Here is a 15,631-nt window from a genome sequence, read left to right as displayed (position 1 = left end):
TTAATTTTTTACACTTACTATTCCTGCATCTATCGGAATTATTTGTCCAGTTATTCCTGCTGTTTTATTCGATAACAAAAAGCAAGCTAAATCTGCCACCTCCGTTGGTTCTAATATTTTTTTTAACGGATGTCTTTCTTTCATTATTTCTTGTTGCTTTTCATTCCTTAACAATCTTGCCGCTAAAGTTGTATCGGTTATTGTAGGTGCTATTGCATTAAAGCGAATCTTTGTAGCATATTCTGCGGCTAAGGACTTTGTTAATCCTTCTATTGCCGATTTACTACATGCAATACTAGCGTGAAAAGGCATTCCTAATTTTGACGCTACTGTACTAAAAAAAACTACACTACTGTTATTTTTAGACAATACGTCTTCATAAGCTTTTATGGTTTTTATTGCCCCTTTTACATTGATATTAAAATCATTTTGAAAATCATCAAGAGTTAAGCGTTTAAATGGTTTTAAATTGATGCTTCCAGGGCAATAAACTAAACCATGTATTTCTTCCAATACAGGTAACTCATCTGTTGTAATATCACATTCATAGTTTATGATGTTGGAATGTGTTTCTGTAGAAGTTCTACTTATATTAATAATTTTTGTAGTTTCTTTTAAACTATCTACTATTGCTTTTCCAATACCCTTACTTCCTCCTACTACTACAATTGTTTTCATAACCTACCTTTTAATCTTTTTTCTACCTTTTGCTTAATTAATGTTAGGCGTTTCATGATATCCATCAAGCTTTTATCTTTCGTTTTTTTATAGATTTCATTTATTGATAAAATGATTTCTTTTGCTTTTCTTGATGCTAAAATTTTATCATTTCTAGTTCTTAACTTCTTATGATTTTTTTCAAAATCTAATGCTTCTTGAATTAAATTTACTGTACTCATTTTAAATAATTTTGAAGTTCAACAATTTTCTTTGATGTATTAAAACTACCTCCATAAAAACAGGTTACTGTTTCTGAAGAATCGTCTTTTACTCCTCTTGATGAGACACATAGATGTTTTGCTTCTATAATAACCGCTACATCTTCTGTTTCTAATATTTCTTGTAAATCTCTTGCTATTTGGTTAGTAAGTCGTTCTTGTACCTGAGGTCTTTTAGCATAATACTGTACGATTCTATTTAGCTTAGAAAGCCCTATTACCTTCCCTGATGAAATATAAGCCACATGTGCTTTTCCCATTATGGGTACAAAATGATGCTCACAATTTGAATAAAAACTAATATTTTTTTCAACCAACATTTGGTTGTACTGATACTTGTTATCAAACAACGCTATCTTAGGTTTATTAGCTGGATTTAGCCCTGAAAAAATCTCTTCAATATACATTTTAGCAACTCTTTTGGGTGTTCCTTTTAGGGAATCGTCAGACAAATCTAGCCCCATTGTTTCCATTATTTCCTTGAATAAACCTGCTATTTTTTCCTTTTTTTCTTCATTAGAAATCAAAAAAGCATCTGGCACCATTGGTGTTTCTATTCCTGTGTATAAATGATCATCACCTATTTCTTCAACACTCAGTCCTGTAAAGTTGCTTTTAGTAGGGATATTCAACAAAGTTTCTTGGTGTTTCATAAAGTTTAATTTTAATTTCTAAATCGTTACGAAGTACGCTTCGCAACTTATTGTAAATCACTATTGCTATGTTTTCTACCGTAGGATTCAACTTTTTAAATTCTTCTACTTCTATGTTTAAATTCTTATGATCAAACGGCTCTAATATTTCTTCTTTTATATGTTTAGATAACTTTTTTGTATCTATTACATAACCTGTATCCTCATCAATTTCTCCAATTATTGTTACTTCCAATTCATAGTTATGCCCATGGAAATTCGGGTTATTACATTTTCCGAAAACTTCTTTATTTTTTTCTAAAGTCCAATTTGGATTATGCAGTCTATGTGCTGCATTAAAATGTTCTTTTCTTGTAATTCCTAGTTTATGTTTCAACATAATTATCGTTTCGAAACCTTATTATTACTAATATTCCTTTGCCTACTACATTTAAACCTTCCTTTTATAAAGGTTCTTTTAAGCTCATGTTTTGTTTTTCTTCCTTGAACTCTCTTTCTCCATAATCTAAAACTTGATGGCTTAAGTTGTTGTCTCATTAAAACAATCACTTCTTGTTCTTTTAAACCAAATTGATATTGAATTGCATCAAATGTTGTTCTATCTTCCCAAGCCATCTCGATTATTCTATCTAACATTCTTTCATTCATAAAAAATGATTTTGTGTTTTTACTCCCTTCAAATTCATCATTTTATCTATAAACTTTTTATTTTCTTTAAATTTTATATCCTTACGAAACCTTATAAAACTATTGTCTGAATGAATACTAAAAAATGTATCATTAAACACTACTAACTTATAGTAAGGTACTACCAAACAAAACCTTCTCATTTGCTTTGTTATATAAACTATCACTCCATTAGGTCTTAACTCTATGCTACCGTAGTCTAATTCATTCACTTTGGTTAATATTTTTTGGAGATTAGCACTTACTTCTTCCACAATCATTCTTCCTGAGCCTACTCCTCTTAACCTTAGCGATTGGATAAAACTTATTGGTTTTCCTACTAATGAATTGATTTCTGCTAAATCATCTTTATCCGTGTATGTTATATTGAAAAGCATATTATTTAATTATGTGTTTGTTTATAATTCTTAAGCTTTCTCTTATTACGTCTGGATCTTTTTTTAATCCCCAGATAATATCCGATGCTTTTTTTCTTGATGCCTCTACATCCACTATTGGCTTTGGATAATCTTTTCCTAAACTAAAACCATAAAGTTTTTGTTCCAATTCGGTCATTTTAAAAGGTTGATGCTTGAACATTAATGGTAAATCTGCCAACTCCGGCACCCATTTACTTATAAATATGGCATCTGGATCATGCTCTAATCCATTTTTTATTGGATTATAAATTCTAATAGTATTGATACCTGTTTCACCTGCCTGCATTTGCAGTTGAGGAAAATGAATTCCCGGTTCGAAGTCTAAAAATAACTTTGATAAATATTTAGATGCTTCTTGCCATGGCTGCCATAAATTATGTGTAAAAAAGGACACCAACATTGCTCGCATTCTAAAATTTAAATACCCCGTAGTTATTAAACAACGCATACAAGCATCTATAAAAGGGATTCCTGTTTTACCTTCTTTCCAACCTTTTACATATTTTTCTGTTACATCTTTTTTTAATTTTCGAAATCCCTTATTTATACTTTCTCTTTCCATGACACACTCCATTTCAAACTTTTGTATAAAATGTGCTTGCCATCGCAATCGAGAAGCGAATGCATCTAAAGCTCTTTTATTTTGCACTTTTGGTCTTATTGTTTTTACTTGTTGAAAAACTTCTCTTACTGAAAGATTTCCCCACGCTATATATGGCGATAATCGACTACAACTTTCTCTTGCTTCATTAGGCTTTGATATATGTCTTGCATAATTTTTATAACGATTATTGAAAAAGCTATGCATATATTTTATACCAGTAGCTCTACCTCCTACTTGAAAATTGCTCTTTTCCGTACTTAAGTCTACTTCTTTTAAGTTTTTTGTTAAAAGGTCAATTTCTTCACTTCTTATAAAATCTGCATTTGTTGGTGTAAAAGAAAAGGTTTCTTTTTCCATATATGACTCCCAATCTTCTTTCCAATGCTCTCTATTTTTTCTACCTCGAAATACTCCATTATGGATATTCTCTTTCCATTCTATCAAATTGTTTACACAAAATCTTTTAAATGACTTATCTCTATTGTAGGTTTTTAAAATTCCTGTTTCTAAATGCGAATAAACTTCTGTAATATTTTTTTGTGATTTTAAATACCTAAAAAAAGGAATCACATCCGATTTCACTGATAGAACTCTTGTATTGTATTTCAACAATTCAGAGTTAAGATCTCTTATCGATTCTTTAATAAAGTTCCAATGTCTTTCTGAATAATGCTCATCACTCAAAAGACTATTTTCAAAAAGATAAACAAATAGCACTTTTTTATCAGAATTAAGAGCATTATAAACCGCTTCGTTATCTTGTAAACGAAGATCTCTCTTAAACCAAACTACTACTATTTTCTCTTTATTATCCAATATTTAAACTCTTTAACTCTCATTCTGTTTAAGATAATCAAAAAACACTTAAACAAAAAATTAACATTCAAAAAAATATACCTATTTAGACAGATAATTTATTAAACCTCTAAAAATAAAACCATGAAAAGGCAATACTAAAAACCAATACATTCTACCTAATATCCCTTTAGGTCTGAATACTGCTCTTTGATATAATTTATTCTTCACTATTTTATATTCTAGCCAAGCTTCTCCTGGCAATTTCATTTCTGCAAAAAGCAACAATCTTTTATTCTGTTGGTCCGCTAATAATACTCTCCAAAAATCAAGTGCATCGCCAGGTTCTAGTTCTGTAGGATGTCTGCGACCTCTTCTTAACCCCACTCCTCCAAAAACCTTGTCAATATAACCTCTAATCTTCCATAAGGTATTAAATCTATACCAGCCCGTTTTTCCTCCTATGCTCCAAATTTTATGTAATGTTTCTGGCTCATCTTTAACATACCTACTCCTAACATCTTTAAAGCATCCAAAATGAGGCAACTCGATATAGTCGCTATATTCTTTTTTAAAAACACCACTTATTTTTGCATCTTTCCAACTAGAAATCATTGAATTTTGGGCTATTTTCTTAAAAGCCCTATCAACTGCTTCTTTGTAAGTAATTGGTTTTACACTTATTATTTTATTTATATTACTTTCTCTTCCAATCACTTCTACTTTCATACTATCTACCAAAGTCTTAGCTAAATTAAACGAAGTTGAAGTAACAAAATACAACCAATATGATGATAATTTGGGAGTTAACACTGGTAAGGTTATAATGATACGCTTTAATTTTCTTACTTCTGCAAACTGCAACAGCATTTCCTTATACGTTAACACTTCAGGCCCAAAAATATCATATGACTTATTATACACTTTTTCATTAAAAAGCGATTTTGTTAAATATGATAACACATCTCTTATTGCTATAGGTTGTGTTTTTGTGTGCAACCATCTTGGAGCGACCATTATAGGAAGTTTCTCCACCAAATCTCTTATAATTTCAAAAGAAGCACTTCCACTTCCAACTACTATACCAGCTCTAAACGTAGTTAAACCATATTCTTTACTACTTAATATTTGTTCTACTTTGTACCTTGACTGTAAGTGCTTTGAAAGCGAATTGTCATTTACTATTCCACTTAAATATATAACCTGCTTACATGTTGTTTTTTCTACCAACTCTTTAAAGTTTTTAGCACATTTTTCTTCCAAACTTTCAAAATCGTCACTACTGGTAGACATTGAATGTATTAAATAGTATGCTGCATCTATATCTTTTGGTAATTGATTTTCTGGCTTTAGAAAATCTATTTCAACAAAACTTATCTCTTTTTTAGCTTTTAACTCTAAAGGAATTCTATTTAAATCTCTCACACAACACACAAGAGTATGTCCTTCTTGAAGAAGGATTGGAATTATTCTCTTACCAACATATCCTGTTGTACCTGTGATTAATATTTTCATTTATTTTGGTCTTTGATACGACAATCTTTTAAATTCTTTTGCTACCATATAAGTATCCAACCCATTAATTGCTGCTACATTTTCTTTGGAAAGATTTAAAAAACCATCTTCCGACAACATAGTATCTTCGAAATATAAATCGGTTACCTCTCCCAATACTAAAACTGTATCATTAGCTTTTATATGATATTCCTCTAGGTATTTCATTCCTAATTGCAAAGGGGATTCTTCTACAAAAGGCGCTTCAAAATTATTTTTATACTCGGATGTTAAATTAGTTTTATCAAACTCTGATATTTCTGCCGAATATTTTGCTGATGTATGATGCGCTTCTTCTATCATACCTTCACTTATTGCATTAATTGTATAAAACCCTGTTTCTTTAATGTTGTTATAGGTATTTCTGACTACTGTAGTAGGGCGCAAGACAAATCCTAAAATAGGTGGATTTGAGCCATAATGAACTACTGAACTAAATACCGCAACATTGGTTATCCCTTCTTTGGATTTAGTTCCTATTAAATTTGCCGATTTGTACCCTGAAATACTATTCATTAGGTTTATTTTATACAAATGCGGAAACGCTTCTATTTCTTTTCTTGTAATATGCATTACAGGTTTTTATAATTATTTATTTTGATTTTTTTTGATTTTAAATCGTGCATCAAATTATACAATCCGAAAAAGGTTCGATTTATATAAATAAAATGCTTGGAACCTCTATTTCCATTCATCTTTTTTAACTCGGTACTTTTAGCATACTTTTGTCCTAAGTCTGCTATTCTTCCGAAAAACTCATCGTTTGAAAAATCAAATTCTTCTTTTTGAAAAGGCTGTGTAAATAAAGATAACATTTCATGAAAAAGCCCTTTAAAGAACTGTTTTTCTTCTTCTGTATCGTCTTTTCTTAAGATTTCAAGTTCGTATAATTTACTCTCAAAAAAAGCTGGATTTTCTATATTCTCTTTTTTTGCTAACTCAAAATAAGGAACGTAAAAATCTTCAGGCACCGACTTCATACAACCAAAATCTATAACAATCAATTCGTTTTTCGGAGATACCAAGAAATTTCCTGGATGTGGATCAGCGTGAACTTTCTTTAAAACATGCATTTGATACATGTAAAAGTCCCATAAGGCTTGTCCTAATTTATTAGCTTTCTTCTCATCAAGATTTTGCTCTGTAAACTCTGATAAATGAATACCATCCATCCAATCCATTGTAAGAATTCTCTCTGACGAATATTCTTGATAATAGGCTGGAAACTTCAAATTAGGAATTTGAGCGCATGCATTTGCTACTTCATTACTTTGCTTTAACTCTAAGACATAATTTGTTTCCTCAAGTAGCTTATTTTCTACTTCTTTAAAATATTCATCAGAACCCTCTCCTTTTATATTGAACATTTTCATAGCCATTGGCTTTACTAATGCTAAATCAGATGAAATACTATTTGCTATACCAGGATATTGAATTTTTACTGCTAGCTTTTTATCTTTAACAGTAGCCTTATGAACCTGACCTATACTTGCTGCATTTACTGATTCGTTTGTAAACGTATCAAAAACCTCCTCTGGAGTTTTCTTAAAATATTTTTTAAATGTTTTTACAACTAAGGGACCAGATAATGGTGGTACTGAAAACTGCGATAATGAAAACTTTTCTACGTAAGCATTTGGGAGTAAATTTTTCTCCATACTTAACATTTGAGCTACTTTTAATGCAGAGCCTTTTAATTCCTTTAACCCGTCGTAAATATCTTCTGCATTGTCTTTATTTAACTGGTCTCTAGCTTCTTCCTCTGTTTGTGTTAACTTATTCCCATAATACTTGGCATAATTAACTCCAACTTTTAACCCTGTTGTTACCAACTTTGTAGCTCTTTCTATTTTTGAAACGGGGATTTTATTTAGCGTTTTCATACCATGGGCATTTTTTCTTTCCACAAAAACTTAGCTAAATCTATCACACTTTTTACTGGTGCTATTTGCTGTATATCGAAACTTGCTTTTACTGATTTCTCTATAAAAACATCTGTTTTCTCAAAATTTGGCGATTCATCATCAATCCAAAACTTGAGAATCATTAATAATTGAATCCAATAACTTTCTGCTATTGTTTTATCCTGAACCTTGTTAATTTTATCATTTTTAAAATCAATCTTTTCAAGAGATATTCCATCTATAAAATTGATAAACTCTTTTCTTAACTCCCTTAAAACTGAAAGCTTGTTAAAATCTAACTTATTATTTTTTAACTGAAGTAAAACATAAGATCTATTTGCAGTTAACAACTCAAAAAAAGTAAAATAAAAACTTAATAGCTTTTCTTTTGAACCATAATCTTGATAGGCTTCTGTTTTATGAAGCATATGAATTGTTTCTTTAGCAAACGTTTTAAAAATTTGCTTCTCTAAACTTTCAAAACTTGAAAAAAACTTATAGAAATCTCCTTCTTCAAAATTGTTATTCCTTGCAAACTCAAAAATAGAATGTGGTTTTCCAGATATTAGAACTGAGTTCATATACCATTCTATAATTATTTCTGGTGTTATTTTTTTCTTTCTACTCATAATTTCTAATTATTAAATACTACATAAGCGTTTAAACTTGTAGCGATTGTCATCCAAACTAAATATGGCAATATTAATAGTGTATAAAGTTTCATTTTTCTACAATACTCAACTGTAAAATATCCTATTAACAGCCATAATGCGGTTATTATAATTAACCCTAAAACTGTATAATGCTGATTGAAGAAGAAGTAATTCCACATAACATTCAAAATCCATTGAACCATGTATAAGTATGCAATAAGAAACCCTCCTTTAGTTAGTTTAAATCTGAAGCTTAAGTTGGTCATATAAAATGAAAAGCAAAACATAATAAAAAACCAGGCTGCTCCAAAAACCCAGTTTGCTGGCGTCCAAGGCGCCTTATTTAACGATTTGTACCAATCTGTTTGGGGGCCATTATTCATTAACCATACCCCAACGATTAATGCCAAAAAGTTTAAACTTAAAAAAATTAAAAAACGGATAACTTTACTAATTCCCATAGACTTTTGTTTTAAAATGATTAAATATTAACTGTATTGAAAACAATAAGTTAAATGCATAAAACACATCTTCAAGGGGAATCGTAAATAATCGAACATTTATATTTTCTGAGTTGTTATACCAAACAACTGGGCTCTCTATAAAACTTCCTGTTAAAATTCCATTTACAATAAAAAAAGGAACTAAAATTATCAGAAAACTTGGAAAATATTCTTGTAACGCAATTAAATGCTTTTTTAAACTATAAAGCATTAATGATAAAAATAATAAAAAATTTACTACCGTGTAAGTTTTATCTAAATTAAAAATCAATAACCAAAAAACAATTATTATTGTCATCACACTTATGATAATAGTCTGTGTTCTAGATAATTTTAATTTTGGTTGATAAATTCTTAACATCTCATGCGTAAACAAACACGCATAAGGTATGCAGATAAAGAACATCCATTCTTCTATTGGCATTTGCAGTATTTTTGCTCCTAAAAAATAGGTTTTGTTAAATCCCCAAACACCATAATTTGTAAAAATTGCATCCCAAACTAAAAAAGGAATCGCAACTATAACTATACTAAGAAAAACAATTTTTGCGTATTTAATAAAGTGTATCTCTTTTTCAAAAATACTATACAGTAAAGGTATACTTATACTTCCTAAATTTAATATTAAATACAGGTAATTACTCATTGTCTTTTCTTAAAATATTTAAATGGCACGAACAACATACCAAAGCACTCTCCTTCTTCTTTACCTAAGTGTTTGTGATGTATCTTGTGTGCTTTTCTTAATCCTCTTAAGTATCTATTCTTTGTATTTTTAAACCAATTAAACCTTCTATGAATTAATACATCATGTATTAAAAAATAAGCTATCCCATATAAAAGAATACCCAAACCAATGAAAAACAGAAAATTTAATTCTGGTCTAATTCCAAAGTAAAATAGTAGCATACTTGGTATTGCAAAAACCACAAAAAAGGCATCATTTTTCTCAAACACATGCGGATAACCTGGTTGATGATGATCCTCATGCAAAAACCATCCAAAACCGTGCATTACATATTTGTGAGTACACCATGTAACACCTTCCATTATTATAAAAGTTAGTATTGTGACAGCTGTAAATATCATTCTAGATTAGTTTTAATTTATATTTCACATAGCTCCTAGCCAATAAATTAATTTTCATTGGATTAGAAATTCTTATTCTAGTATCCATAATTTTAGACGATGGAGTTGCTTTCAATTTCTTTAAAAGCTTTTTGTAATATCTGTATGCTATAAAAACTCCAAACTTAGCTTCTACCGGTAGCTTTAAGATACCATTTTTAAAAGCGTAATCAAAATCTTCCTCAATTTCTTCAATTATCATTTCTTTTGAAGCATCATTTAGTTTTTCTAAATTAACATTTGGAAAATATGATCTATTTAGCACTTCATAATCATCTTTTAAATCTCTTAAAAAATTAACTTTTTGAAATGCCGAACCTAAACGCATTGCTGCATCTTTTAATTCATTATATCGTTTTTCATTTCCATTAACAAAAACTTTCAAACACATTAACCCTACAACATCTGCAGAACCATAAATGTATTCTTTATACTCTTCTTCTGTTGTGTATTCTGTCTTATACAAATCTGCCCTCATACTTTTCAAAAAAGCTCCTACCAAATTATCTGAGATATTATAGGTATTAACTGTATGTATAAATGAATTCAAAATAGGATTTAGACTAATACCTTCCTTCTTTGACGAGTAATAATCTTTTTCAAATTTTGTTAAAAGTTCTTCTTTATTGTACTGATGAAAAGAATCTACAATTTCATCTGCAAAGCGGACAAAACCATAAATATTATAAATAGCTACTCTTACTTTTGGCGCTAACATTCTGGTAGCTAACGAAAATGACGTGCTATATTTTTGTGTGACTAATTTACTACACGAATACGAAACCTCATCAAATAGTTTTTTCATTTTGGTGGTTTTTAATGATTAAATCTGAAGCTATTTTTCCTGAAATTAATGAAGGGGGAACACCGGGTCCGGGAACCGTTAATTGTCCTGTAAAAAATAAGTTCTTAACTTTTTTACTTTTTATTTTAGGTCTTAAAAATGCTGTTTGGGTTAAAATATTTGCTAAACCATAGGCATTTCCTTTGTACGAATTATAATCTTCAATAAAATCGTTAACACAGTAACTTTCTTTAAAAATGACTAAATCTTTTAATGATTGCTTTGTTAACTTTTCTAATCTTTCAATTATAATGTTAAAGTATTTTTCTCTTAAAGCAGGAGTATCTTCTATCCCTGGGGCTAAAGGAATTAGAAAAGTAGCTGCTTCTTTATTAGTTGGAGCAAAAGAACCATCGGTTATCGAGGGGAAACTTGCATAAAACAGTGGTTCTTTTGGCCAACTCGGTTGATCATAAATTGTTTTGGCATGTTCATCAAAATCTGTATCAAAAAATAACGTGTGATGACATACATTTTTCAGCTTTTCATTAAAGCCTACATAAAATAATAAAGATGATGGGGCAAAAACTTTCTTTTCCCAATACTTTTCAGAATATTGCCTGTATTCTTTAGGCAAAAGTGTCTCTGTATGATGGTAATCTGCACCGCTTAATACTATATCAGTGTCAATAAAATTACCATTCACTATCAACCCGTTTGCATCTCCTAATGGGTTTACACAAATCTCTTCGACATTAACTTCAGTTTTAAAATGCACTCCTAACGAAACTGCCAAAGAAACCATTCCCTCTATAACTTTATACATACCTTCAACAGGATGCCAAGTACCTAGGGAGAAATCGGCATAATTCATAAAGTTATAAAAGGCTGGTGTATTACTTGGTTTTGCGCCCAAGAATAAAACTGGGAACTCTAATATTTGAATTAATTTTTTGCTTTTTATTTTTTTTCTTACCTGCTTTCTAATTGTTGAGAAAAACTGAGTAATTTTCCCTATGGTTACCGGCGTTATTAGTTCTAATGGGGATATACCTGGTTTATAAACTAAATCGTTTATAGATACATTGTAATTATATTCTGCCGACTTTAAAAAACGCTTTAGGTATTTTGAACTTCCTTTTTCTTCTTTTTCAAACACCTCATAAATTTCTTCTAAATTACCGGGTATTGTAATCGAATCAAGAACATCAAAATACACTTGATAAGCTGGTGTTAACTTGTTTAATTGATAATAATCAGAAGGTTTTTTATTAAAATCGGAAAAAAATTTCTCAAAAACGTCTGGCATCCAATACCATGTTGGCCCCATATCAAATGTAAAACCATCTCTTTTATACTGTCTAGCTCTTCCACCTACTGTTGAATTCTTTTCATAAACTTCAACCTCATACCCTGCTTTAGCAAGATAACAAGATGCTGCTAACGACGAAAAACCTGAACCTATTATTGATATTTTTTTTCCCAATTTTATATATATTATAAATATAACTTAAAAACGATTAACAAAAAAGCAAAACACACTCATATACAAACAATTAACAACTAAGGCAACAATACATTGTTTATAGCATGAATAACTCCATTAGTACCTTGAACATCTGTTGCAGATATCACAACTGATTGACCTGATGATGTTTCTAATTTTGCTCCATTTGACAAATCAACAGTTACTTTTCCCCCACTAAACATAGCTATCTCTTGATTGTCGGTTAATTGATTTGCTTGAACATTACCTCCTGCAAAAACATGGTATTTTAAAACTGCTTCTAATGTAGCTATTGGAATATCTGATAGCGAATTCCATGAAGCATTACTATCTAGCAAAGCTTGAAAAGCACTATTCGTTGGCGCGAAAATGGTATATGGCCCTGACATCTTTAAGAGCGACACAAAATCGGTTGTATGTCTAGTATCTGTTAATGCCGCTACAAGAGATGTAAAACCATTATTATTTAAAGCTAACGTTACTACATCTGCTGGCAACATTACTTTATCTATAATATGCACCACTCCATTAGTTACCGAGATATCGGTTGTTATGGGCTTTGAATCTCCATTAAACTCAACCTCTCCTGTAACCTCTACTTGTAACGACAGAGGCTCATCATTAGGCCCTGTTGCCAATGTATTCACATAAGTATCTGACAAATCATTCTTCACCACTTTACCACTTAACACATGGTAAAGTAAAACCGTCTTTAAGGTCTCTAAAGGAATATCATTTAATGAATTCCATGAATTATTTGAATCTAATAAATCTTGAAAAGCCTTGTTATTAGGAGCAAAAACTGTAAAAGGACCGTCTGCTTGTAGAGCAGAAACTAAATTGGCTCTTTGTAAAGCTGCGACTAAACTGCTTAAGTCAGATGTTTTTATTGCTTTTTGTACAATATCATCATTATCAGTAATTACTGGATCATCATCACTACAGGATGTAAACAAACAAATACTTAGAAATAAAACTAAGAAGAAGGGTATCCTCGATAAATTTTTTGTAAATAACATAATTGTATTGTTTAATTAGTGCTTACTCTCTTTGTTTTACAGTCTGTTTTTTAGCTTCCTCAGACATTGTTTAATCTTTTTCTTAAAAGCATAAACAAAATAAATTTTAATAAAAAAATAGTTCTGACTAGCAAAACACATTTCAAAACTACAAATAATGTTTAACAAAAACAAAAAAAGATTAAACAAAGTTGTTTGTAACAAAAAAAACTAGAGCTCGCTAAGCAACTCTATTACTGATGGATATATAGAAATATTTGACTTAAAATCAATACCAGCAACATCCATTGCTTTTTTTCCTACAGCCATTAATTCATGTTCAGTACCTTTTAACACATCTTCTATTTCATAAAAATAATCTACTACCTTATCATCATAAGGACGCACAGTCATAGAAGTAACAAAACAAACTTTAGATTTACTTTCAAAAAAGTAATTCAAATTATTCAAGGGTAAGCTTTGACCCAAATAAATTGTTTGATAACCTCTTAACACAAGTTCATAATTCAAATACATCAACCCCAATTCATGAACTTCATTTTCTGGTAAAAAAAGCACATATGTTTTATCGGAATTCACTATTGAATGCTCAAGATTCTCAATATTTATCTGTATTTTCTGAATAATTAAATTCGAAATAAAATGCTCATGAGCCGGCAGCAGAGTATCTGTTTGCCAAAGCAATCCAATATGATTTAAAAAAGGAACAAAAACATCTTTGAATATACTCCTAAAGGTTTTCTTGTGAAGTAATTTATTATATGTATTATTAAACAAAACTTTATCAAATTGAAACATTGCTATCTTAAAAGAATTGATAGCTTCATCATTTACAGCATACTTAAACGCTAACTCCCTAGCGTTAACTTTTATTTGATCATTACTCATCTGAGCAATTTTAGAAATCTTAAAGTTGTGTTTATTCAACAACACTACATTTAACAACTTCATTAAACTTTCTGAAGAATAATATCTGATATTTGTATTAGTCCTGTTAGGCTCTAATAAATTATATCTTTTTTCCCATATCCTAATGGTATGTGCCTTCACCCCTGAGATGTTTTCAAGGTCTTTAATCGTAAATATGCTTTTTATATTGTTCAACTTATTTCAAATAATAATAAACAAATATAGTCAATTTTAAATAAAACAAGGAAATTGATTAATTTTTAAAATAACAATAATTATTTTTGACTTGTACAAATAGCTCTCTTTTTATGATATTATCAACTCAGATACCTATTAAAAAAAACCTCCACAACCCAATCAGTTACAATTCAGAAATTACTTTAATAGGCTCTTGCTTCACAGAGAATATTGGTAAAAAACTTACTTATTACAAATTTAGAGCTATTCAAAATCCATTTGGTATTTTATTTCACCCAAAAGCTATTGAAAACTTAATTACAAACACTATCAATGAAAAGAAATATTCAGAAAAAGATATCTTTTTTCACAACGAAAGATGGCATTGTTTTGACGCCCACTCCAACTTAAGCTCCACCAACAAGAATGACTTATTAGACAGCTTAAATAACAATACCCAACTAACTCTTGAGTACTTAAAAAACTCATCACATTTAATTATAACACTAGGTACATCTTGGGTATACAAACATATTTCTTCTGACAAAATTGTAGCGAATTGTCATAAAATTCCTCAGAAAAAGTTTTTAAAAGAAATCCTTTCTATTGATGAAATTCATGAAAGTTTAGACGCCATAAATACTCTTATTAAATCTATAAATAAAGACATCTCTATAACCTATACCGTTTCGCCAGTTCGTCATTTAAAAGATGGATTTATTGAAAACCAACGTAGCAAAGCTCATTTAATTTCTGCTATCCATCAAATAACTGACAACAGAAAAAACATTGACTACTTCCCTTCTTATGAAATTATGATGGATGAATTACGTGACTATAGATTTTATAAACAAGACATGATACACCCCAATGAAACAGCTATAAATTATATATGGGAAAAATTTAGTAGTGTATTTTTTAATGAAGAAACTCAAAAAACAATATTACAAATTGATAGCATCCAAAAAGGTATAGCTCACAAACCTTTTAACCCTAAATCTGAAGCTCACCTTAAATTCTTAAATAATTTGGAACAAAAAAAGGAAACACTTCAAAAAGCATTTCCTTTTATAAAATTTTAAATTCGGTATTTATTTAACCAAATACTGATCTACATTTTGCCAAGGACCTCCATTAATTACGTCAATTCCATGACCTTGTAAAAACTGTGTAGCTTGTCCACTTCTTCCTCCACTTTTACACACAGCTATCACTGGTTTATTCCAAGATTTAATTTCTTCAACATTTAAAGGTACTACTGTTAAAACCATATGCTTCGCTCCTTCAGAGTGTCCTTCATTCCATTCTGCTAAAGTTCTAACATCTAAAACTACTGCCCCTTTATTTAAATATTCTTGTATTTCGTTTGTCATATCTTTCTTCCTAAAAAAATTTAA

At 30.0% G+C, this 15,631-nt stretch carries 20 protein-coding genes; 1 reads left to right on the top strand and 19 read right to left on the bottom strand.

What is annotated here, in order from left to right; genetic code table 11:
• From F7018_RS10005 to F7018_RS09920, 18 genes are all read right to left on the bottom strand, one after another.
• Positions 1 to 678 carry an SDR family NAD(P)-dependent oxidoreductase gene (locus F7018_RS10005; protein ID WP_150899927.1) on the bottom strand — a complete coding sequence of 226 codons (678 nt, stop codon included), beginning with the start codon at positions 676 to 678 and terminating at the stop codon, positions 1 to 3.
• Entirely contained in the window at positions 675 to 899 is a 225-nt protein-coding gene (locus tag F7018_RS10000) for a hypothetical protein (RefSeq protein ID WP_150899926.1), read from the bottom strand. Before F7018_RS10000 ends, F7018_RS10005 begins: the two co-directional genes overlap by 4 nt.
• Positions 896 to 1,591, bottom strand: coding sequence for a GTP cyclohydrolase I FolE (gene folE, locus F7018_RS09995; RefSeq protein WP_150899925.1), 696 nt, complete (start codon positions 1,589 to 1,591; stop codon positions 896 to 898). The genes F7018_RS10000 and folE overlap by 4 nt, the downstream gene beginning before the upstream one ends.
• On the bottom strand, positions 1,554 to 1,970 hold the full coding sequence (locus tag F7018_RS09990) for a 6-pyruvoyl trahydropterin synthase family protein (RefSeq protein ID WP_150899924.1): 417 nt from the start codon (positions 1,968 to 1,970) through the stop codon (positions 1,554 to 1,556). Before F7018_RS09990 ends, folE begins: the two co-directional genes overlap by 38 nt.
• A gap of 2 nt (positions 1,971 to 1,972) precedes the next feature.
• A complete protein-coding gene (locus tag F7018_RS09985; RefSeq protein WP_150899923.1) occupies positions 1,973 to 2,239 on the bottom strand; it encodes a TIGR03643 family protein in 267 nt (88 codons plus the stop codon).
• Positions 2,236 to 2,655: a hypothetical protein gene (locus F7018_RS09980; RefSeq protein WP_150899922.1), complete on the bottom strand. Its 420-nt coding sequence runs from the start codon at positions 2,653 to 2,655 to the stop codon at positions 2,236 to 2,238. Before F7018_RS09980 ends, F7018_RS09985 begins: the two co-directional genes overlap by 4 nt.
• A 1-nt stretch (position 2,656) precedes the next feature.
• Positions 2,657 to 4,117, bottom strand: a complete 1,461-nt coding sequence (locus tag F7018_RS09975; protein ID WP_175578706.1) for a cryptochrome/deoxyribodipyrimidine photo-lyase family protein — start codon at positions 4,115 to 4,117, stop codon at positions 2,657 to 2,659.
• An 81-nt stretch (positions 4,118 to 4,198) separates the two neighbouring features.
• Complete coding sequence (locus F7018_RS09970) at positions 4,199 to 5,611, bottom strand: SDR family oxidoreductase (protein ID WP_150899920.1); 1,413 nt, start codon at positions 5,609 to 5,611, stop codon at positions 4,199 to 4,201.
• A complete protein-coding gene (locus F7018_RS09965) occupies positions 5,612 to 6,223 on the bottom strand; it encodes a flavin reductase family protein (RefSeq protein ID WP_150899919.1) in 612 nt (203 codons plus the stop codon).
• A complete protein-coding gene (locus F7018_RS09960) occupies positions 6,223 to 7,533 on the bottom strand; it encodes an ABC1 kinase family protein (RefSeq protein ID WP_150899918.1) in 1,311 nt (436 codons plus the stop codon). The genes F7018_RS09965 and F7018_RS09960 overlap by 1 nt, the downstream gene beginning before the upstream one ends.
• Complete coding sequence (locus F7018_RS09955) at positions 7,530 to 8,183, bottom strand: TetR family transcriptional regulator C-terminal domain-containing protein (protein WP_150899917.1); 654 nt, start codon at positions 8,181 to 8,183, stop codon at positions 7,530 to 7,532. Before F7018_RS09955 ends, F7018_RS09960 begins: the two co-directional genes overlap by 4 nt.
• 5 nt (positions 8,184 to 8,188) lie before the next feature.
• Complete coding sequence (locus F7018_RS09950; protein WP_150899916.1) at positions 8,189 to 8,668, bottom strand: TspO/MBR family protein; 480 nt, start codon at positions 8,666 to 8,668, stop codon at positions 8,189 to 8,191.
• Entirely contained in the window at positions 8,658 to 9,356 is a 699-nt protein-coding gene (locus F7018_RS09945) for a lycopene cyclase domain-containing protein (protein ID WP_150899915.1), read from the bottom strand. Before F7018_RS09945 ends, F7018_RS09950 begins: the two co-directional genes overlap by 11 nt.
• Complete coding sequence (locus F7018_RS09940) at positions 9,353 to 9,799, bottom strand: sterol desaturase family protein (RefSeq protein WP_150899914.1); 447 nt, start codon at positions 9,797 to 9,799, stop codon at positions 9,353 to 9,355. Before F7018_RS09940 ends, F7018_RS09945 begins: the two co-directional genes overlap by 4 nt.
• A 1-nt stretch (position 9,800) precedes the next feature.
• Entirely contained in the window at positions 9,801 to 10,643 is an 843-nt protein-coding gene (locus tag F7018_RS09935) for a phytoene/squalene synthase family protein (RefSeq protein WP_150899913.1), read from the bottom strand.
• Complete coding sequence (locus F7018_RS09930) at positions 10,627 to 12,108, bottom strand: phytoene desaturase family protein (RefSeq protein WP_150899912.1); 1,482 nt, start codon at positions 12,106 to 12,108, stop codon at positions 10,627 to 10,629. The genes F7018_RS09935 and F7018_RS09930 overlap by 17 nt, the downstream gene beginning before the upstream one ends.
• A 77-nt stretch (positions 12,109 to 12,185) precedes the next feature.
• Positions 12,186 to 13,148, bottom strand: a complete 963-nt coding sequence (locus F7018_RS09925; RefSeq protein WP_150899911.1) for a fasciclin domain-containing protein — start codon at positions 13,146 to 13,148, stop codon at positions 12,186 to 12,188.
• Positions 13,149 to 13,358: 210 nt separating this feature from the next.
• Positions 13,359 to 14,252: a MerR family transcriptional regulator gene (locus F7018_RS09920; protein ID WP_150899910.1), complete on the bottom strand. Its 894-nt coding sequence runs from the start codon at positions 14,250 to 14,252 to the stop codon at positions 13,359 to 13,361.
• A gap of 113 nt (positions 14,253 to 14,365) precedes the next feature.
• Here F7018_RS09920 and F7018_RS09915 point away from each other — a divergent pair, with 113 nt between their 5' ends.
• Positions 14,366 to 15,316: a GSCFA domain-containing protein gene (locus tag F7018_RS09915; protein ID WP_150899909.1), complete on the top strand. Its 951-nt coding sequence runs from the start codon at positions 14,366 to 14,368 to the stop codon at positions 15,314 to 15,316.
• Between the two features lie 9 nt (positions 15,317 to 15,325).
• Here F7018_RS09915 and F7018_RS09910 read toward each other — a convergent pair whose 3' ends face one another.
• Positions 15,326 to 15,607, bottom strand: coding sequence for a rhodanese-like domain-containing protein (locus F7018_RS09910; protein WP_150899908.1), 282 nt, complete (start codon positions 15,605 to 15,607; stop codon positions 15,326 to 15,328).
• Positions 15,608 to 15,631: the final 24 nt, after the last annotated feature.

The sequence above is a fragment of the Tenacibaculum aiptasiae genome (genome assembly GCF_008806755.1).
GTDB lineage: Bacteria > Bacteroidota > Bacteroidia > Flavobacteriales > Flavobacteriaceae > Polaribacter > Polaribacter aiptasiae.
This window is presented reverse-complemented; position numbering and strand designations above follow the sequence as displayed.